Origin of the sequence: Cryobacterium breve (genome assembly GCF_027594785.1) — a bacterium.
Lineage (GTDB): Bacteria > Actinomycetota > Actinomycetes > Actinomycetales > Microbacteriaceae > Cryobacterium > Cryobacterium breve_A.
In genome coordinates, this window is record NZ_CP075584.1 from 1,087,267 (window position 1) to 1,106,769 (window position 19,503).

General features: G+C 69.3%; 18 protein-coding genes and 3 pseudogenes. 15 read left to right on the plus strand and 6 right to left on the minus strand.

Annotated features, from left to right (window positions below; translation table 11 throughout):
* Nucleotides 1-81 precede the first annotated feature (81 nt).
* Together KIV56_RS05350 and KIV56_RS05355 are read right to left on the minus strand one after the other, a co-directional pair.
* Nucleotides 82-945, minus strand: a complete 864-nt coding sequence (locus tag KIV56_RS05350) for a S1C family serine protease (protein WP_281535430.1) — start codon at nt 943-945, stop codon at nt 82-84.
* Nucleotides 896-1,099 (minus strand): annotated as a pseudogene (locus KIV56_RS05355) (trypsin-like peptidase domain-containing protein); the annotation flags it as partial. The pseudogene KIV56_RS05355 and the gene KIV56_RS05350, both read right to left, overlap by 50 nt.
* On the opposite strand from KIV56_RS05355, the gene KIV56_RS05360 reads away from it, so the two are divergent.
* The 3 genes from KIV56_RS05360 to KIV56_RS05370 all read left to right on the plus strand — a co-directional run bounded on the left by KIV56_RS05360 (nt 1,029) and on the right by KIV56_RS05370 (nt 3,242).
* Entirely contained in the window at nt 1,029-1,178 is a 150-nt protein-coding gene (locus tag KIV56_RS05360; protein WP_281535431.1) for a hypothetical protein, read from the plus strand. The pseudogene KIV56_RS05355 and the gene KIV56_RS05360 overlap by 71 nt on opposite strands.
* A 222-nt stretch (nt 1,179-1,400) precedes the next feature.
* On the plus strand, nt 1,401-1,868 hold the full coding sequence (locus KIV56_RS05365) for a hypothetical protein (RefSeq protein WP_281535432.1): 468 nt from the start codon (nt 1,401-1,403) through the stop codon (nt 1,866-1,868).
* A gap of 138 nt (nt 1,869-2,006) precedes the next feature.
* A complete protein-coding gene (locus tag KIV56_RS05370) occupies nt 2,007-3,242 on the plus strand; it encodes an aminotransferase class I/II-fold pyridoxal phosphate-dependent enzyme (protein ID WP_281535433.1) in 1,236 nt (411 codons plus the stop codon).
* A 141-nt stretch (nt 3,243-3,383) separates the two neighbouring features.
* Here KIV56_RS05370 and KIV56_RS05375 read toward each other — a convergent pair whose 3' ends face one another.
* Entirely contained in the window at nt 3,384-4,463 is a 1,080-nt protein-coding gene (locus KIV56_RS05375) for an alkene reductase (protein ID WP_281535434.1), read from the minus strand.
* A gap of 394 nt (nt 4,464-4,857) precedes the next feature.
* Here KIV56_RS05375 and KIV56_RS05380 point away from each other — a divergent pair, with 394 nt between their 5' ends.
* Nucleotides 4,858-5,781: an alpha/beta fold hydrolase gene (locus KIV56_RS05380; RefSeq protein WP_281535435.1), complete on the plus strand. Its 924-nt coding sequence runs from the start codon at nt 4,858-4,860 to the stop codon at nt 5,779-5,781.
* Nucleotides 5,782-5,875: 94 nt separating this feature from the next.
* Here KIV56_RS05380 and KIV56_RS19455 read toward each other — a convergent pair whose 3' ends face one another.
* Nucleotides 5,876-5,971: a hypothetical protein gene (locus KIV56_RS19455; RefSeq protein ID WP_348648541.1), complete on the minus strand. Its 96-nt coding sequence runs from the start codon at nt 5,969-5,971 to the stop codon at nt 5,876-5,878.
* Nucleotides 5,972-6,089: 118 nt separating this feature from the next.
* Nucleotides 6,090-6,611: pseudogene (locus tag KIV56_RS05385) on the minus strand (SDR family NAD(P)-dependent oxidoreductase); the annotation flags it as partial.
* A 154-nt stretch (nt 6,612-6,765) separates the two neighbouring features.
* Between KIV56_RS05385 and KIV56_RS05390 the strand changes: the two are divergent.
* Together KIV56_RS05390 and KIV56_RS05395 are read left to right on the plus strand one after the other, a co-directional pair.
* On the plus strand, nt 6,766-7,491 hold the full coding sequence (locus KIV56_RS05390) for a TetR/AcrR family transcriptional regulator (protein WP_281535436.1): 726 nt from the start codon (nt 6,766-6,768) through the stop codon (nt 7,489-7,491).
* Between the two features lie 116 nt (nt 7,492-7,607).
* Complete coding sequence (locus tag KIV56_RS05395; RefSeq protein ID WP_281535437.1) at nt 7,608-7,994, plus strand: ATP-dependent DNA ligase; 387 nt, start codon at nt 7,608-7,610, stop codon at nt 7,992-7,994.
* A 21-nt stretch (nt 7,995-8,015) separates the two neighbouring features.
* On the opposite strand, the gene KIV56_RS05400 is transcribed toward KIV56_RS05395, so the two are convergent.
* Nucleotides 8,016-8,702, minus strand: coding sequence for a carbon-nitrogen hydrolase family protein (locus tag KIV56_RS05400; RefSeq protein WP_348648470.1), 687 nt, complete (start codon nt 8,700-8,702; stop codon nt 8,016-8,018).
* Nucleotides 8,703-8,989: 287 nt separating this feature from the next.
* Here KIV56_RS05400 and KIV56_RS05405 point away from each other — a divergent pair, with 287 nt between their 5' ends.
* The 9 genes and pseudogenes from KIV56_RS05405 (at nt 8,990) to KIV56_RS05450 (ending at nt 19,372) form a co-directional block, all read left to right on the plus strand.
* Nucleotides 8,990-9,667, plus strand: coding sequence for a response regulator transcription factor (locus KIV56_RS05405; RefSeq protein ID WP_134445835.1), 678 nt, complete (start codon nt 8,990-8,992; stop codon nt 9,665-9,667).
* A gap of 476 nt (nt 9,668-10,143) precedes the next feature.
* Nucleotides 10,144-11,063: pseudogene (locus KIV56_RS19460) on the plus strand (sensor histidine kinase).
* Between the two features lie 105 nt (nt 11,064-11,168).
* Nucleotides 11,169-11,561: a glycosyltransferase family 39 protein gene (locus KIV56_RS05420; RefSeq protein ID WP_281535439.1), complete on the plus strand. Its 393-nt coding sequence runs from the start codon at nt 11,169-11,171 to the stop codon at nt 11,559-11,561.
* A 5-nt stretch (nt 11,562-11,566) separates the two neighbouring features.
* Nucleotides 11,567-13,432 carry a glycosyltransferase gene (locus KIV56_RS19465; protein WP_348648471.1) on the plus strand — a complete coding sequence of 622 codons (1,866 nt, stop codon included), beginning with the start codon at nt 11,567-11,569 and terminating at the stop codon, nt 13,430-13,432.
* Nucleotides 13,433-13,520: 88 nt separating this feature from the next.
* Complete coding sequence (locus KIV56_RS05430) at nt 13,521-14,237, plus strand: NUDIX hydrolase (RefSeq protein ID WP_281535440.1); 717 nt, start codon at nt 13,521-13,523, stop codon at nt 14,235-14,237.
* A gap of 44 nt (nt 14,238-14,281) precedes the next feature.
* Nucleotides 14,282-15,607, plus strand: a complete 1,326-nt coding sequence (gene nadA, locus KIV56_RS05435) for a quinolinate synthase NadA (protein ID WP_281535441.1) — start codon at nt 14,282-14,284, stop codon at nt 15,605-15,607.
* The gene (gene nadB / locus KIV56_RS05440; RefSeq protein ID WP_281535442.1) at nt 15,604-17,313 is read left to right on the plus strand and encodes an L-aspartate oxidase; all 1,710 of its coding nucleotides are present in this window, start codon (nt 15,604-15,606) and stop codon (nt 17,311-17,313) included. Before nadA ends, nadB begins: the two co-directional genes overlap by 4 nt.
* Complete coding sequence (nadC, locus tag KIV56_RS05445; RefSeq protein WP_281535443.1) at nt 17,307-18,191, plus strand: carboxylating nicotinate-nucleotide diphosphorylase; 885 nt, start codon at nt 17,307-17,309, stop codon at nt 18,189-18,191. Before nadB ends, nadC begins: the two co-directional genes overlap by 7 nt.
* Nucleotides 18,192-18,226: 35 nt before the next feature.
* Nucleotides 18,227-19,372 (plus strand): cysteine desulfurase family protein, encoded by a 1,146-nt coding sequence (locus KIV56_RS05450; RefSeq protein ID WP_281535444.1) that lies wholly within the window; start codon nt 18,227-18,229, stop codon nt 19,370-19,372.
* The last annotated feature ends 131 nt before the right edge of the window (nt 19,373-19,503 follow it).

Consider the following 19,503-nt stretch of genomic DNA (forward strand, 5'->3'; position numbering starts at 1 on the left):
CCGTGCGGACGAGGCCAGGAAACACGACTGCGCCGCCGGTCGATGACCGGCGGCGCAGGGTGTGGAAGGAGTGCGGACCTGCTAGCTGGAGAGCTCCCCGACCGTGACGGACACGGTGAAGGACTTGCCGTCGCGCACGTAGACGAGGTCGGCCGTTGCGCCGGCGGCGAGCACCCGTACCTGGGCGGTGAGGTCCTTCGCGTCGGTGATCGGCACTCCGTTGAACTTCGTGACGACGTCGCCCTTCTTGAGGCCTGCCTTCTCGGCGGCACCACCCGACGTGACCTCGCTGACGAGGGCGCCGACCGTGCTGCTCGTGTCACTTGTCGCGGTCGTGATGCTCGCGCCCAGCAGGCCGTGGGTGGCCTTGCCGTTGGCGATGATCTCGTCGGAGACGCGCTTGGCGAGGTTCGCCGGGATCGAGAAGCCGACGCCGATGCTTCCGGCAGCCGTTCCCGATGAGGAGGATCCGCCCGCGTTGGCGATCGCGACGTTGATGCCGATCAGTTCGCCCTTCGAGTTGAGCAGGGCGCCACCGGAGTTGCCGGGGTTGATCGCGGCATCCGTCTGGATCACGGAGAGCGAGATGCTGCTCGTCGTGCTCGGAGTGGTCGGCTGCGCGCTGCCGTCCTTGTTCGGGAGGTCGAAGTTCCAGAAGTAGGGGTTGTCGGTGCTCGGGGCCGTCGCGTCCGGAGTGTCCTTGGTGGGCGCCGCAGAGGAGGCGATCGAGATGCTCCGGTTGAGGGCGCTGACGATGCCGTCCGTGACGGTTCCGGAGAGGCCGAGCGGGGCGCCGATGGCGATCGTGGTGTCGCCGACGTTGAGCTTGCTCGAGTCCGCCCAGTTGATCGGGGGTGAGACCGCTCGCGTCAGTGAGCTTGACCACCGCGAGGTCGGAGATCGGGTCGGTGCCGACGATCGTCGCCTTGTAGACCTTTCCGTCACTCGCGGTCACTTCGAGGGTCGCGTCTGCGCTCGCGCCGTCGAGGGTCACGACGTGGGTGTTGGTCAGGACGTAGCCGTCGGAGGTGAGGACGACGCCGGATCCGGTGCCGCCGGAGGTGCCGCTGGTCGCGTTGATGGTGACGACGCTCGGCATGGCCTTCGCGGTCGCCGCCGTGATCTGGTTGACGCTCTCGGTGTTGTTGACGACCACGGTGCTCGAGCCCTGGGCCTGACTGACGGGGGTGCCGTTGCCCTGGCCTCCGGAGAGGAGGGCCATCACACCGGCGCCCGATGCGCCGCCGATGAGGGCGCCGATCGCGAGCGCCGCGACGAGGCTGAGTCCGGCCCGGCGACGGGCCGGGTCCTTGGGCCGGGGGGCAGAGGACGGACCGGTGGGTCCCGTTCGGGCCGCCGCCCTGGGGGGCGTAGGAGAAGGGTGCCGCCGTGGCCGCGAAGTGAGGCGGGACGGAGCCGTCTGCTCCGCCCAGGGGCCGGCCGAAGGCATCCGTCGCGTAGGGAAGCGTCGGCTGGGTGACCTGGTTCGACGCGTTCGCGACGGGCTGCTGCGGCGCCTGGATCGACTGCGGCGCCTGGGGGGCCTGCGCCTCGGCGGGAGCGGATGCCGGCTGGGCGACGACGCCCTGCGGCTGCTCGGCAACCGGCTGCGCGGCCGGCGGGAAGCCGACGACCTCTGTCGTGTTGTCGGCGTTCGCGGCGGGGGCCGAGTACTCGGTCGTCTGCGCGGCGCCGGCGTCGGAGGCCGGCTGTCCGGACGCGGCGGTCTGGCCGGCGTCGGAGGGAACGTCGGCAGCGGGACGCTCGCTATTAATGTCTGGGTCCTGCGGGTGTTCGGTCATGAGGTGCTCCTTCCAAGCGATGCCAGCTTCGCGCCCGAACCTGAACGAATCCTCCGCTCAAGCTGAGAGCATTCAATGACGAAGCCGTGATGTTGCTTGGGGTGGGTCCCCGGGAGTCCGGGCCGGCCGGATGGGTCTGGCGATCCTCGCCGGCGAGCACCGCGGCTTGAGTCATCCGCGCGGAGGATGTCGTAGTTTGGATTCATGCCTGGCTCCCGTGAGATCGTACCCACCGCGACCATACCGGGTGCCTGGCGGCGCACCGCCCGGGGCGCCGGCCTCCTGGGCGCGGACGGCACGATCGCCGCCACCATCTTCGCCGAGATGAGCGCACTCGCCGCTCGCACCGGTGCGATCAATCTCGGGCAGGGGTTCCCGGACGAGGACGGCCCCGTCGAAGTACTCGACGCCGCCCGCCAGGCCATCACGGACGGGGTCAACCAGTACCCGCCTGGCCGCGGCTTCCCCGTTCTTCTCGACGCGATCGCGCGTCACCAGCAGCGTTTCTACGGTCTCGCCGTCGACCCGGAGACCGAAGTCCTCGTGACCGCTGGGGCGACAGAGGCGCTCGCCGCGACGATCCTCGCCTTGATCGAGCCCGGCGACGAGGTCGTGACGTTCGAACCGTTCTATGACGCGTACGGCGGCCTGATCGCGCTCAGCGGCGGCCTGCACCGCACCGTGCGCCTGCATGCGCCAGACTTCCAGCCGGACCTCGACGAGCTCAGTTCCGCGATCACCGATCGCACCCGCCTCATTCTCCTGAACAACCCGCACAACCCGACGGGGACCGTGTTCCCGCGCGAGACGCTCGAGCTCATCGTCCGGCTCGCCGAACAGCACAACGCGATCATCGTCACCGACGAGGTCTACGAACACCTCACCTTCGGTGTGCGGCACCTGCCCGTCGCGACCCTCCCCGGGGCATTCGAGCGCACCGTGACGATCTCTTTCGGCGGGAAGACGTTCAACACGACGGGGTGGAAGATCGGCTGGCTGACGGCACCGCCCGCGCTCGTGACGGCAATCCTCGCGGTCAAGCAGTTTCTGACCTACGTGAACGGCGCGCCGTTCCAGCCGGCGATCGCCAGGGGGCTCGATCTCCCGGACTCGTACTTCACCGGTATCGCCACTTCGCTGGAGGGCAAGCGTGACGTCCTCGAGCGTGGCCTGGTCGCCGCGGGCTTCGCCGTGTCGCGTCCGAGCGGTTCGTACTTCATCGTGGCGGATGCCGCCCCGCTCGGCTACGCGGACGGTGCGGACTTCTGCCGCGAACTTCCCGCCCTCGCGGGCGTCGTGGCCGTTCCGATCGGAGCGTTCTGCAGCCCGGAGCACCGGCCGCAGTATGCCTCGCTCGTGCGCTTCGCCTTCTGCAAGAAGGTCGACCTGCTCGAGCAGGCTGCGACCCGGCTGGCCGCCCTGAGACCGGCCGCCCGCTAGCTCGGTTCGGGCCCGCAACCCTTCGGGCCCGAACCGATTCGACGGAGATTCCGGTTTTTCAGTACGTGGGACGGTGAAAACCGGCCCACAACCTCAAAAAATCCGTCGAATCGGTTCGGGGCGGTGACTACTCGGCGGTGACTACTCGGCGGTGGCGAGGGCCGGGTAGTCCGTGTAGCCGGCGGCCGTGCTGCCGTAGAGGGTCTGTGCGTCGAGGGCGTTGAGCGGCAGGTCGTCGCGCCAGCGGTGCACGAGGTCGGGGTTGGCGATGACGGCGCGTCCCACGACGACGGCGTCAGCGACATTGTCGGCCAGGATGGCCATGGCCTCTGCCCGGGTCGTGACGGTGCCGAAGCCGGTGTTGATCAGGAGCGGTCCGCCGAAGCGGGCGCGCAGTCCCTGGATCAGGTCGCCGGTCGGGTCCTGGTGCAGGACGCTGAGGTAGGCGAGGCCGAGCGGGGCCAGCCCGTCGACCAGAGCGGTGTAGGTGGCGAGCGTCTCTGCGGCATCCGTCTCGAGGACGTCCTGGATGTTGTGCTCCGGAGAGATGCGGATCCCGACCCGGCCGGCGCCGATCGCGGCGGCAACGGCGGTCGCGACCTCGATCACGAAGCGGGCGCGGTTCGCGGGCGAGCCGCCATGGGCATCCGTGCGCTGGTTCGAGGCCGGTGAGAGGAACTCGTGCAGGAGGTAGCCGTTGGCACTGTGGATCTCGACGCCGTCGAGCCCGGCCGCGATGGCGTTCTGCGACGCCCGCACGAATTCCGCGACGATGCCGGGGAGTTCGTCCTCGGTCAGCGCGTGCGGCACCGGGTAGGGCTTCTTGCCCTCCGGGGTGTGCGTCTCGCCGGCGATGGCGATCGCGCTCGGCGCGACGATGTCGTAGCCGCCGTTGACGAGGTCGTGCGAGACCCGGCCGGCGTGCATGACCTGGGCGACGATGAGGCCGCCGGCCTCGTGCACGGCGGACGCGACGGAACGCCAGCCGTCGACCTGCTCAGCGGTCACGAGCCCCGGCTGGCCGGTGTATCCCTGTCCGGCGTGGCTCGGGTAGACCCCCTCGGACACAATCAGGCCGAGGGATGCGCGCTGGCGGTAGTGTTCGACCACCATCGGTCCGGGGATGCCGTCGAGGCCGGCCCGGGTGCGGGTCAGAGGCGCCATCACGAGGCGGTTCGGCAGGTGGAGGTCGCCGAGGGTCAGCGGGGAGAACAAGGTCACAGTCGCTCTTTTCGTAGTACGGAGGGTGCGCCGGGCGCGGCCGAACCGGCCGGCGCAGGAAAGACGCAGGGTGCGCTGCAGACAACGGGCCCGGGCCCGTTCCTATTCCACACGCGTTCCCTACCGTCGTCCGCCGGCGGCTCGCCCGAGCCTGGCCGGGCCGGGTTTCGATCGGTCCTGTCCTTTTGTGCGCCGGCAAACCGATTGCCCCGGGGCGACGAATACCTGTCATGACCACCCTGCTGACACGAACTCCCGACCGAACGGCGCGGCCCGCATCCCCGGCGCCTCTCGTGCCGGCCGGGACGCCCGTGACCGAAATGCGGCAGGAGGAGTATTGCCCGTTCCCGCTCTCGACAGACGCCCGCGCCTTCGGCCTGACCACGAGTTCTCGATGCGCCTCGGCTCGGGCACACTTGTGGTTCGGCACGGCCGCCGCACGGGTAGCGACACGGCGACGGTCCTCCTGCACGGGGCCGCCGGTTCCTGGACCACCTGGACCCCGCTCCTCTCGGCGGCGGCGTCCGACGGCTCGACACGCCCGGGCTCCACGGGCTCCGTTCCCTCCGGCGCACTCGCGCTCACCGACCTGATCATTCCCGACCTGCCCGGCTGGGGCGACAGCGCTGCAGCGGATGCCTCGGGCCGGCACTCCGCCCGGCCCGCCCCGGGCATCACGTCGGTGGTGGCCTTGATCGCCGAAACCGCCCGTGCACTCGGCTACGAGCACTGGCACGTGATCGGGCATTCCCTCGGCGGTTTCCTCGCCCTCGAACTGGCCGCACTCGAACCTGTCGCTACCGTGTCGGTCTCCCTCGTGTCGGCGACGACGTTCTCAGTGGTCGACAGCGTGCGGCATCCGCTGACCCGCTTCACCCTGTTGCCCGGGTACAGCGCCCTGCTCGGTGTGATGCGCGCCCTCGCGGTCGTCGAGCCGGCCGGCCGCGGTCTCGTGCGCCGGCTCGACCGGGTAGGGGTGCTCCGCACCCTCACCGCGCCCCTGTTCAGCCGGGTCCATGCTGTGCACGCGAGCGTGATCTCGGCCCTCGCGACGGAAGTCCGCCCCCGGGCGTTCGCCGCGGCATCCGCCCTCGCCGGAGCCCATGACCCGGCGCGGTCATGGTCGCGGATCACCTGCCCCGTGCACGCGATCCAGGGCGACGCGGACGTCTTCGTCGCCGACTCGGACCGCGCCCGGCTCGCCGCCGTCATTCCCGGCTTCGTCTCGCGAACGATCCCGGGCACGGGCCACTTCGCCCACATCGAGAAGCCCTTCGCAGCCCTCGAAGCGCTGGCGCTGCTCGAAGCGCGCCCGTAACCCGCTCCAACCTCCGCGAGAGTACATTTTTGGCCCTTAACCACGTGGTTTAAAGGGCCAAAAATGTACTCTCGCGGGTCGTCAGAGCCGACGGTCAGTTGTGCGGAATGCCGATCGTCAGGCCGCCGTCGATGACGAACTCGGCGCCGGTGGAGTAGCTGGACTCGTCGCTCGCCAGGTACAGGACCAGGTTGGAGACCTCTTCCGGCTTGGCGCCGCGGCTGCAGCGGGATCTCGACCATGTCGACGTCGAGGGACTTCGTCATGGCGGTCTCGATGAAGCCGGGGTGGATCGAGTTCACGCGGATGCCGAGGGGCGCCACGTCGAGGGCGACCGACTTCGTGATGCCGCGCACGCCGAACTTCGACGCGACGTAGGCGTGCAGGCCGGCGCTGCCGAGGAGACCCTCGACCGACGACACGTTGATGATCGAGCCGCCGCCGCGGCGTGAGAGCGCGGGGATGGCCGCCCGCATGCCAAGGAAGGTCCCGGTCAGGTTGATCTCGATCGTGCGGGTCCAGACGTCGATCGGGAAGCTCTCGATCGGCGCTGCGCTCGCGATTCCGGCGTTGTTGACGAGGACGTCCAGCCCTCCGAACGTCTCCACGGCGAACAGCACGGCAGCCGACCAGTCATCGGCGTCGGTGACGTTGAGGTGCACGTAGCGTGCCGCCGGGCCGAGTTCGGCCGCCATGGCCTCGCCTTCGGTGTCGAGGAGGTCTCCGATGACCACCTGGGCGCCCTCTGCGATCAGCCGGCGCGCGTGCGACGCTCCCATTCCGCGGGCACCGCCACTGATCAGTGCCACTTTGCCTTGAACGCGGCCCATGATGACCACCTCTCTCTTCGGGTTCAGAGAATCTGTACTCTACTCAAAAATGAGCGTACTCCGTTATATTGGAAACAGCTGATTGAACCTACGATTGAGAAAGCCCCGGGTCGGCACCTGCCCGGGAAGCAGCCGACCCAGAGTGAGGACTCCCGTGCGCGTACCAGACGAAGGCCACACACCGGTCGTCGATGCCGCCGCCGATGCCACCGTCGGCACTGCCACTCCCGGCCGCCGCGAGCGCAACAAGCGTGACAAGCAGAGCCGCATCCTCGCGGCAGCCGAGGATCTCTTCGCCGACCGCGGTTACGCGTCCGTCACGACGCAGGACATCGCTGATCGCGCGGATGTCGCGGCAGGGACACTCTTCAGGTACGCGACCTCGAAGCCCGAACTTCTCCTGATGGTCTTCAACGAGGAGTGGCGCCGGGCCCTGAACCCCAGCCGGCGGGATGCCGCGGCAGCGGACGCACCCGTCACCCCGACGGACGCGATCATGGACCTGCTCCTCCCCCTGCTGAGATCCGCCGCGCGCCACCCGGAGAACACCGCCTATTACCAGCGCGAAATCCTGTGCGGAGAGCCCACCGGCGCGTACCGCATCGAGGCGCTCGAACTCGCCGACGGACTCGAGGCCGCCATCGCGACCGTGCTCGGCGGATACGGGAGACCGGCCGCCGAAGGACCGGAGCGACTCCGACCGGGAGTCGATCCGGCACTCGCGGCGCGCAGCATCTTCTCGCTCCTCAATCTCGCCCTGATCCGGTGCGGACTCGGCCGGGAACCGATGGAAAACCTGCCGGATGCCCTCCGCTCGGAGATCGACCTCGTGCTGCACGGCATCGTCGAGCGCGTACCGGCGCATCCCGCCGAGGCCTGACGCTTCCCTTGTATTGACCGGGGATTACGACCACACTTAATGTGCGACCCAAGCGGATGCCCCACAAGGGCGGTCTGCCGTTCGCGAGAGGAATCACCGACCGAAAGCGGCACCCCATGGGTTCGTTGACGTATGACCGGGTCACCGTCGAATTCGACGACAGGATCCTTGCGCACCTGCAAATCGTGATCGTGCAGAAGTTGCGTCGCGGCGAAAGTTTCCTGTTGTCCTGGCGGAATGCCGCAGAGGCCGGAGACGGTCGCAGTTCGGCCTGGCTGCACCCGGCCATCCCGCTTTACTTCAAGTTCTCCGGCGGCCAGCCGCCGACCATCAATCCGCTCTGGCTCGCCCAGCTCACCCGATCGGCGAACAGCTCCCAGGGGCTCGTCGCCACGGGCGAGGAACGAGCCATGTCGGATCAGGACCACGCGAAGCGCCCGGAACCCGGCTTCCGTTCCCGGGCCGCCGCGGCCTCTCAGGAGACGATCGCAAGCGAAGGCTGAGCCTTCACCTGTTCTCGCCGGTCAGAGCTCGACGACCCCGAAGCGCCGAAGCCGGAGGGCGGGGTTGACGGCACGCACCTGCTCGAGGCGGGCCGAGGTGAGCCAGGCGACGCCGACATCCGTGGTCTCACCGATCGTGACGAGTTCGACCCCCATCGGATCGACGATCATGCTCGTGCCGACGCCGATCGGCGGGGCGTGGTCGGCGGCGGCGACGTAGACCGTGTTCTCGATCGCCCGGGCGGTGAGAAGGGTGCGCCACTGCTGCTCTTTGAGCGGGCCTCGCACCCACTCGGCGGGCACGAGCACGAGCTCGGCACCCGCGTCGACGAGCCGCCGGGTGACCTCCGGGAAACGGATGTCGTAGCAGGTCTGCAGCCCGACGGTCAGCCCTCCGACAACGAACGTCTGCGGTGCCTCGATCGAACCGGGCAGCACCCAGTCGGATTCGCGCTCCCCGAAGGCGTCGTAGAGGTGAAGCTTGCGGTAGCGCGCGAGAAGTTCGCCCGTCGGCCCGACCGCGACGAGGGTATTGCAGAACCGCCCGGCCACGGCGGCCGTCTCGAGCATGCCCGCGACGATGACGAGGCCGAGGCCCTCGGCGAGCGCCGCCAGTCCCGTCACGAACGGACCGTCGACCGGCTCGGCGGCCGCGACGAACGCGGGCCCGAGCACAGGCTCGAAGAACGCGGAGTATTCGGGGAACACGACGGTTGCGCTCCGCGGGCGGCCGCGATGCCGGCCAGGCGGGTGATCTCGGCGAGGTTCGCCTCCCGGTCCGGACCGGGAACGAACTGGGCGACGGCGACACCGGCGGCGGGCGGATCGACAATCGCCACCCGGGCGGGCGAGGGCGCGGCGGACGGGGTTTCGACCATGGCGCCAGCCTAGCCACGGCGAACGCCGCTGGGAGCGGAAAACGCAGACTGGTCACGCTCCGCACCGGGAACGTGCCAGCATGAAGAGGTACCGGCGCACGAGCAAAAGGGGCGGGCATGACGAAGATCCTGGTCGTGGAAGACGACGAACAAATGGGTGCACTGATCGAGCGCGGACTCGAGGCAGAAGGCTACGAGATCGTCAGGGTCGGGAACGGGATGGACGCCCTGATCGCGATCAACAACAACGAATTCGACCTTGCGGCCATCGACGTGATGCTGCCGCAGATGACGGGGTTCGAGATCTGCCGGCGCATCCGCGACTCCGGCAACACCATGCCGGTCCTGCTCCTGACCGCCAGGGACACCGTCGACGACCGGGTCTTCGGACTCGACAGCGGAGCGGACGACTACCTCACCAAGCCGTTCGCCTTCCTCGAGCTCACCGCCCGGGTCAGGGCCCTGCTCAGGCGCCAGTCGATGGCGACGCCCCTGAGCCTCGAACTCGGCAACCTCGCGATCGATTCCCGGGACCTCAAGGTGACCGTGGCCGGCCGGTCCGTCTCGATGAGCCCCAAGGAGGTCGCACTGCTCCGCCTGCTCTGCAGCCGGGCCGGCACCACGGTCGACCGCACGACCATCCTCGAAGAGATCTGGAACGGGACGGAACACATCGACCCGAACATCGTCGACCAGTACATCAGCTATCTGAGGCGCAAGATCGACTCCGCGGCCGCCGGGATGCGGATCGTGACCGTACGCGGGTCCGGGTATGCCGTGGAACTCGTCGAGTGACCGGGGCGCGTCCATGAGGTTGCCCGGGCTGTCGATCCGGGCCCGCATCACCGTCGGCAGTCTCGTGATCGCCGCCGTCCTGTTCAGCGGAGCCTGCGGTGTTCTTCCGCGGCGAGGTCGAGGCGATCCTGATCGAGACGACGACGACGCTGCTGCACAGCGACGCCGCCCCGATCGTGACCGACCTGATCCGCAATCCGACCGAGCCGATCGACGGCCCGAGCGAAGGCCAGCTCATCGCGATCGTCGGTCCGGACGGCCAGATCTCCAAGTCGTCCCTCCCGATCGCGCTCCGAAAACGCGTCCCTGAGCTCGCGAAGATCGGCGAGACGCCGCAGACGATCGATGCCGGCAACGCCCGCTACCTCGTCGCCGCGACAACGGCCGTGACCAACAAGGGCAACTGGGTCGTCATCACGGCGCGGAACGAGGAGGCGCTCGGCCTGCTGCTCGACGAACTGGCCCGGGTGCTCATCATGGGCACCGTGCTGCTGACCGTCGGCTTCGGCCTCGCGTCCTGGCTCCTGACCGGAGCTGCCCTCCGCCCGGTCAACCGGCTGCGGAAGGAGGCCGAGAGCCTGAGCACGACCGGGTCCTCCGCTCAATTGCTCGTCCCGGCGGGCCGGGACGAGGTCAGCCGGCTCGCGGTCACGCTCAACGACTTCATTTCCCGGCTGCGCCGCAGCATCGACAGGGAGAAGCAGGTCGTGTCGGATGCGAGTCACGAGCTGCGCACTCCCCTCGCCGTGCTCAAGGCACAACTCGAGCTCGCCCATCTCAATTCCGGCGACGCCCCAGCCCTCGAGGCGGACATCGACGACGCATCCCACACCGTCGACCGCCTCTCCAGACTGGCCACCAATCTGTTGGAACTGTCCAAGCTCGAGGGTCAGCAGGCCCCGCCTGAGTGCGGCTGGGACAACCTGATCGCCGAGATCTCGGCCTCTGTCGACCGCGCCAGGGTGGTGCGGAACGGGGAGGACCTCGACGTCGACTACGAGATCGAGGGCGAAGATCCGACCGGCCGCTACGCGATATCGGTGACCAACGTCGGGCAACTCGTCGACAACCTCATCTCGAACGCCATCAACGCAATGGGAGGCAGAGGCGCTGTCACCGTCACGCTCCGCAGTCTCCCGGATGGCGCGATGCTGAGCGTCGTGGACACGGGACCGGGATGCCGGAATCGTTCATCCCGGTCGCCTTCGCCCGGTTCTCCCGCCCGGAACATTCCCGGGCGAGCGGATCGATCGGTTCTGGGCTCGGCCTTGCGATCGTCCACGCCATCGTGACGCGGGCGAAGGGTTCCATCGGCCTGCGCAACACGGGGACGGGCCTGGCCATCGACATCCGCCTGCCCCGCAGTACCCGCACCGGACCGGGCCCCCGGGCCTGACGGGAACGCAAACTGAGAGCCTTCGCAGGCGCCCGATGCGCCGCTGTCGGGAAACCCCCGACCGGGTGGCATAACGTATTGGAGTGACCTATCTGCCCGTGACGCATGAACCAGAGCCTGCGCCCGCAGTGGCGATCCCGGCCCACCCACCGGCAGCTGGCCCCGCTGTATTTCGGGGTTCTCGGCCTGGTGATCTCCGTCGCGGCATCCTGGAACCCGTCCTATTGGGGCGACGAGGCCGCGAGCGTGATGTCCGCGGAGCGTTCCTTGCCATCGCTGTTCCGGATGCTCGGAACGATCGACGCCGTTCACGGTGCGTACTACCTGATGCTGCATTTCTGGATCGACCTCTTCGGGGCATCCGAGTTCTCGACACGGCTCCCGAGCGCGATTGCCATCGGTGTCGCAACGGCGGGAACCTTCACCCTCGCCCGGATGCTGACCGGCGCCCGGGTCGCCTGGATCGCCGCCATCGTCTTCGCGGTACTCCCCGGGTGACGTACATGGGCGCAGAGGCACGGTCGACGGCGGTCGCGGCGGCCATCGCCGTCTGGCTCGTCGTGCTGCTCGTGCACCTCATCCGAGCCGGCACAGCGAGCCGGCCGGTACGCACCTGGCTGTGGATCGGCTTCACCGCGCTCTTCGCCCTCGGAATCTACGTCTTCCTCTACATCGCGCTCCTCGTCCCCGTGCTCGGGATCGCCGTATTCCTGCTCGCACCGGAACGGGCCCGGCGCCGCGGGCAGCTGATCGCCTGGGCGGCTGCCACCGTTGTCGGCCTCGCCATCGCGGCTCCGGTGCTGCTCGCGGGCGTGAGCCAGAAGGACCAGCTCTCGTTCATCGGTCGCCGCGCCCAGACGAGCGTGCTCGACGCGGCGGTCAACCAGTGGTTCGGGAACGTCCCTGCTGCACTCATCGCCTGGGCACTGATCCTGCTCGCGGTCGGGCTCGCGTGGTTCGGACGCGGACGGGTGCCCATACTCGAAGGCACCAGGGCGGCGTTCGGCGTCATGCTCGCCTGGATGCTGATACCGAGCGCGGCCCTGCTGATCGGCACCCATGTCGTCACGCCGATGTACTCGCTGCGCTACCTCTCCATCTGCACGCCGGCCGCCGCGATCGCGCTCGGGATCGCCCTGGCCTGGATCAGGCCCCGGTGGGCCGGGATCACGGCACTCGTGCTGCTCGTCGCCGCCGTCGTGCCGAGTTACATCGACCAGCGCGGCCCGTACGCGAAGAACTCCGGGAGCGATTGGCGCCAGGCTGCGGCCATCGTCGAGGCCGGTGCGCACCCCGGCGACGCGATCGTGTTCGACGAGAGCGTGCGACCCTCCCGGAAACCGCGGCTCGCGTTGCACCTGTACCCGCAATCCTTCACGGGGCTGCACGATGTGACTCTCGACACGGCATACGGGGATACCGGATCGCTCTGGGACACCACCCTGCCGCTCACAAGCGTCCTCGATTCCCTCGCGGGCACCGATACGGTATGGCTGGTGCAGTATTCGGGCAGCAGCGAGGAAAAGGCAGGCACCGACCTGCGTACGCTGCGCGACCTCCGGATTTTCCGTCGCCTCAACGGCCACGGTCATACACACAACAATCACCGAACTGACAAGGTAGTTTTCATGGCACAGACACTGGTCATCATCCCGACCTACAACGAACGCGAGAACATCAATCCGATCGTTGCCCGGGTGCGCGCGAGCGTCCCGACCGCGGACATCCTCGTCGTCGACGACGCGTCCCCCGACGGCACCGGCCAGCTCGCCGACGCCATCGCCGCGGCCGACTCCCAGGTGCACGTCCTGCACCGCACGAAGAAGAACGGCCTCGGAGCCGCCTACCTCGAGGCCTTCGGCTGGGGCCTCTCCCGCGGCTACGATGAACTCGTGCAGCTCGACTCCGACGGTTCGCACCAGCCGGAGCAGCTCCCCGACCTGCTCGCGGCGGCGAAGACCGCCGACGTCGTGATGGGATCGCGCTGGGTTCCCGGCGGGGCCGTGCAGAACTGGCCGTGGCACCGCCGCGCGCTGTCCCGCGGCGGATCGACATACTCGCGCCTGGTACTTCGCCTCCGTCAGCACGATGTCACCGGCGGCTACCGCGTGTACACGGCGCATGCCCTCGAACGCATGGACCTCGCGAGCGTCGAGAGCCTGGGCTATTGCTTCCAGATCGACATGCTGCTCACGAGCGTGCGGGCCGGCCTGACCGTCATCGAGGTGCCGATCACCTTCGTCGAGCGCGTGCTCGGCTCGTCCAAGATGAGCGGAAGCATCGTCGTCGAAGCGATGGCCCGCGTCACCCTCTGGGGCCTGACGGGCAAGGGCGCCCGACGTTCCGTTGTCGCCGCCGCCAAAAGCTGACTCTGCGGGGGCGACTTCGGGTCAGAATGACTATATGATGGGTTCACCCAGTTAGAGTCATACTGACCTTTACCTAGTGGATGCCCCCATGAGCGCTCAATCCGCCGTCGCACTCGCCGTGTCGACCGTGATCTTCGCGCTGCGCTCCGACGCGGAATCCGACTTCAAGACGCTGTGGCTGCCGCTGGTCCGCCGTACCAGGGAGCCGTACCTCGACCAGTGGGCGTTGCCCGGTGGCGGCCTGCCCGGCGACGAAGAACTCGCCGCGGCCGCCGCCCGCACCCTCCGCGAGACGACCGGCCTCGCGCCGAAGTACCTCGAGCAGCTCTACACCTTCGGGGACCCTGGCCGCTCGACCGGGGGCCGCGTGGTGTCCGTCGTCTACTGGGCGCTCGTCGAGTCCGGCGAGGCCGACCTCGCCGTCGTCGGCGAGAACGTGCGCTGGTTCCCCGCCGACCGCCTGCCGCGGCTCGCCTTCGACCACAACCGGATCGTCGAGTACGCCCTGTGGCGGCTGCGGACCAAGGTCGAATATTCCCGGATCGCCCACGCCTTCCTCGGCGAGACCTTCACGCTCTCCCAACTGCGCGACGTGCACGAGGCCGTTCTGCAGAAATCCCTCGACCCCGCCAATTTCCGCCGCACGATCGAGGCATCCGGTTCGATCGTCGATACCGGCGAACGTGTCGCAGGCACCCGGCACCGCCCGCCACGGCTCTACCGGTACAACGACTGCGGACGGCAGGACGAACCGGATCCCTTCGGCCCGGAACCCGCCACCACCGCCATCCCCGCCACGAACTGAACCACCGTGTACAACGCTTTGTGTGAACATCGAGGAGTTACAGCATGACCATCGCATCGGTCGACCGCACCATTCGCCTGATCAGCACGGGCACCGCGCCCGGAAGCACCTGCAGCCCGCAGCTGGCCTCCGGACCCTGGGAATTCGACTCCGGTACCCCCGGCTACGGTCCCGGTTCTTCCATGGGCGATGTCCTCCCGACCGGGTCCCCGCGCCAGGGCGCCCTGCCCGAGCGCTACCGCACCGCCACCGCTGACGAACTCGATGCGCGCATCCGCTCCGCCAAGGCCACCCTCGGCGACCGGGTCGTGATTCTCGGTCACTTCTACCAGCGCTCGGAGGTCCTCGAACACGCCGACTTCGTCGGTGACTCCTTCCAGCTCGCGCAGGCGACGAAGAGCCGCCCCGACGCCGAGGCGATCGTGTTCTGCGGCGTGCACTTCATGGCCGAGACCGCAGACCTCCTCTCCGGGCCGGACCAGGCGGTCATCCTGCCCAACCTCGCCGCCGGCTGTTCGATGGCGGACATGGCCGACATCGACTCGGTCACCGACTGCTGGGAACAGCTCGAAGAGCTCTACGGCACCGAGCCGGATGCCTCCGGCCGGGTCCCGGTGATCCCGGTCACCTACATGAACTCCTCGGCCGCCCTCAAAGCGTTCTGCGGAGCCAACGGCGGCATCGTCTGCACCTCCTCGAACGCCGAGACGGTGCTGACCTGGGCGTTCGAACGCGGCCAGCGGGTGCTCTTCTTCCCCGACCAGCACCTCGGCCGGAACACCGCGAAGGCGATGGGGGTCCCGCTCGAGCGGATGCCGATGTGGAACCCGCGCAAGCCCCTCGGCGGCAGCACCGAGACTGAACTCGACGCCGCCCAGGTCATCCTCTGGCACGGATTCTGCAGCGTTCACAAGCGCTTCACGGTCGACCAGATCACCGCCGCACGCGCAGAGCACCCCGGCGTCCGGGTCATCGTGCACCCGGAGTGCCCGATGGCGGTCGTCGACGCCGCAGACGAATACGGCTCGACCGACTACATCAAGAAGGCCATCGAAGCCGCCCCCGCCGGGTCGACATTCGCGATCGGCACCGAGATCAACCTCGTGCAGCGCCTCGCAGCCGAGCACCCCGAGCACACCATCTTCTGCCTCGACCCCGTCGTCTGCCCGTGCTCGACGATGTACCGCATCCACTCCGGCTATCTCGCCTGGGTGCTCGAAGCCCTCGTCGGCGAGGACGGGCAGCCGCCCGCCGTGCTCAACCGCATCGAGGTCCCTGCGACCGACGCCACGAACGCCCGGGTCGCCCTCGAGCGGATGCTCGCCGCGCGTCCTCCCGTCGGTGCGCCGACGAGCGGAGCACGCGCGTGACGCCCGCGGCACCGATCGCACCCGTCGCACCGTCGCTCCGGATCCTCGTCATCGGCAGCGGCCTCGCCGGGCTCATCGCCGCGGTGCGCGCGACCGACGCGGGTCACTCCGTCACCCTGGTGACCAAGCAGGGGCTCCCGGACAGCAATACCCGCTACGCGCAGGGCGGCATAGCCGCAGCCATGTTCCCCGACGACTCCGTCGACCTGCACATCCTCGACACCCTCCGCGCAGGGGCAGGGCTCTGCGACCCGGCAGCCGTCGAGGTACTGTGCAGCGAAGGACCGGCCAGGGTCCGCGACCTGATCCGCTTCGGCGTCGACTTCGACAGGGACGACTCCGGTGTCACGCGCGGCCTCGAGGCCGCCCACTCCCGCTCCCGGGTGCTGCACGCCGGCGGGGACGCGACCGGCGCCGCGATCGAAGCAGCACTCGTTTCGACCGTCCGCGAACGGGCCGCCCGCTCGGATCAGACCCCGGGGATCCCCCGTGTCCGGATCCGGGAGCACACCATGCTCGTCGACCTCCTCGTCGCGGGAGACCGAGTGACCGGAGCCTCCCTGCTCGGGCCGGACGGGCTTGTGCACCAGGTCGACGCCGACGCGGTGATCCTCGCCACCGGCGGGGCAGGCTCGCTCTTCCCGCACACCACCAATCCCGCGCTCGCGACCGGCGATGGCGTCGCGGCGGCCTGGCGGGCGGGCGCGGCGATCGCCGACCTCGAGTTCTACCAGTTCCACCCGACCGCCCTCGCGGTGCCCGGAACCCCGCTCGTCTCAGAGGCGGTTCGCGGCGAGGGCGCCGTGCTGCTCAACGCTCGCGGCGAGCGCTTCATGCTCGCCATCCACCCCGGCGCCGAACTCGCCCCCCGCGACATCGTCGCCCGGAGCATCGCCCGCGAAATGTCCGCCCAGGGCGGCACACCCGTGCTCCTCGACGCGACCGGCCTCGGCAGGGAGCTGCTCGAAACCCGCTTCCCGACGATCACGGCCGCGTGCCTCTCCGCCGGGATCGACTGGGCCGTCGAGCCCATCCCCGTCGCACCGGCCGCCCACTACTGGATGGGCGGCGTCAGCACAGACCTGTGGGGCCGCACCTCCCTGCCCGGCCTCTACGCCGTCGGCGAGACCGCCAGGACCGGAACCCACGGCGCCAATCGCCTCGCCTCGAACTCCCTGCTGGAGGCCGCAGTCTTCGCCGACCGCGCCGTGCGCGCCCTCGGTACCGGCCCGGCCCACGTCGAGGGCCTGAACCTCCCGCAGACGCCGGCGAACAGCCACGCCTCCGACGCGACGGCTCCCGCCCTGGCCGTCGACGGACCCGGAGCGCCTGTCGACCGCGCCGAACTCCAGCGCCTGATGTGGGACGCGGCCGGGGTGCTGCGCGACGGTGACGGGCTCGCCGCCGCATCCGCTGCCCTCGCCGGCTGGAAGCACCCGGCGCCCACCGGTCGGGACGCGACCCCGGCCGACCGGGTGCGCACCGTCGAAGACGGCAACCTGCTCGACCTCGCGAGGATCACCGTTGCCTCCGCACTCGCCCGGGAGGAATCCCGGGGAGCGCACTACCGCGCCGACTTCCCCGAGAGCCGCCTGGAACTCGCCCACAGCCAGTCCTGGATGCGTCCCGTTGATTCCGACGATCCGTTCCTCGTGCTCGAATCCCCTGGGCGCACCCGAGAGGCCGAGGAGGCCATCGCATGCTGAGCACCACCGCCATCGACACCGTGGTGCGCGCGGCACTCGTCGAGGACGCCCCCTGGGGCGACTTGACCTCCGAGGCGCTCATCCCCGCAGACGCCACGGCGACCGCGAGGCTCGTCGCCCGCGAACCCGGCGTCTTCAGCGGAGGCGCCGTCTTCGGATCCGCCTTCCGCCTCACCGACCCCGCCATCACGGTCACCCTGCTGACCAGCGACGGCGCTCCGTTCGCCACCGGCGACGTGCTCGCCGAGGTCACCGGCCCCGCAAGGGGGATTCTGCAGGCCGAACGCATCGGACTCAATTTCGTACAGCGGATGAGCGGCATCGCGACGCTCACGGCCCAATACGTCGCCGAAACCGAGGGCACCCACGCCCGCATCGTCGACACCCGCAAGACCACCCCGGGGCTGCGGGCCTTCGAGCGCGCCGCCGTCCGCGACGGCGGAGGCCACAACCATCGCTTCAGCCTGTCCGACGCAGTGATGGCCAAGGACAACCACCTCGCCATCCTGCAGTCCGGCGGACTCGGCCTGACCGAGGCCCTCCTGCTCGTGCGCGACCGGATCTCGCACACAACGCACCTCGAGGTCGAAGTGGACCGCATCGACCAGATCGAAGCCGTGCTCGCGGCCCGTGTCGACACGATCATGCTCGACAACTTCGGCCCCGAGCAGCTCGCCGAAGGCGTGCGCCTGGTCGCGGGCCGCGCCATCGTGGAGGCGAGCGGCGGAGTGAACCTCGACACGGTCAGGGCCATCGCGGCATCCGGCGTCGACGTGATCTCCGTCGGTGCGCTCACCCACAGCGTGCGCTCACTCGACCTCGGCCTCGACGTCGTCGTGGTCGCCGGCACGGAACTCGACGGCGCCGTCCGGAACTGACCCGTAACCGCCAGCAGCCACCGAAGGAGCCCGGAGTGATCTACCTCGACAACGCAGCGACGACGCCCGTGCGCCGCGAAGTCCTCGAGGCGATCTGGCCGGTGCTCACGACCGGCTACGGCAATCCCTCGAGCCACCACCGGGTCGGCGAGGCCGCCGCGGCAGCCCTCGCCGATGCGCGCGCGACCGTCGCCGCCGTCCTCGGCTGCCGCCCCGCCGAAGTGCTGTTCACGAGCGGCGGCACCGAGTCGGACAACCTCGCGATCAAGGGCATCGCCCTCGCCTCGCCCCGAGGCCGGCACCTGATCGTGTCCGCGATCGAACACGAAGCGGTCCTCGAGTCCTGCGACTACCTGCGCCGGTTGCACGGCTTCGAGGTCACGGTGCTCCCGGTGGATGCCCAGGGGTGCGTCGATCCCGAAGAGCTCGCCCGCGCCCTCACGCCCACAACGACCCTGGTCTCAGTGCAGTACGCCAACAACGAGGTCGGCACGGTACAGCCGATCACCGAGCTGTCCGCTCTCGCCGGCGCCCAGGGCGTGCCGTTCCACACCGACGCCGTCCAGGCAGCCGGCTGGTTGCCGCTCTCCGTCGCCCGGCTCGGGGTGGACGCGCTCAGCATCTCCGGGCACAAGCTCGGCGCGCCCCAGGGAACGGGGGCGCTCTTCGTGCGCCGCCGCGTCAGGCTCGAACCCGTCCAGCATGGCGGCGGCCAGGAGCGCGGCACCCGAAGCGGCACCGAGAACGTCGCAGGGGCCGTCGGCCTCGCGACGGCGATGCGGCTTGCCGAGACCGAACGCGCAGCGAACGCTCCCCGCGTCGCGGCCCTCCGCGACGCTTTCATTGCCGAAGTCCTCGCCGCAGCCCCCGGCGCACGTCTCACCGGGCATCCGCTGCAGCGCTTGCCGGGTACGGCGTCGTTCGTATTCCCAGGCACGAGCGGCGAGGCCGTCCTGCTCGAGCTGGAGGGTGAGGGCATCGTCTGCTCGAGCGGCTCGGCGTGTGCGGCGGGCAGCGACGAGCCCTCGCCCTCCCTCACCGCCATGGGGTTCCCCGCAGAGGTCGCCCAGACCGCAGTCCGCTTCACGCTCAGCGTGTCGACGACCGGCGCTGAACTCTCCGAAACCGCCCGCGCCGTCGGTCTCGCGGTCGCGACGATTCGAGGGCTCGGCCGACGTTAAATCAGGCCGTGGAATCTGCGGAATTTCTACGAATCGTAGAAATCGAAGAGCTGATCACGTCGGATGAAAAACAGGCCTTCAATCAGCCAAAATGCTCAATTGAAACGTGGAAATGCCGACGCCCTGCCCAT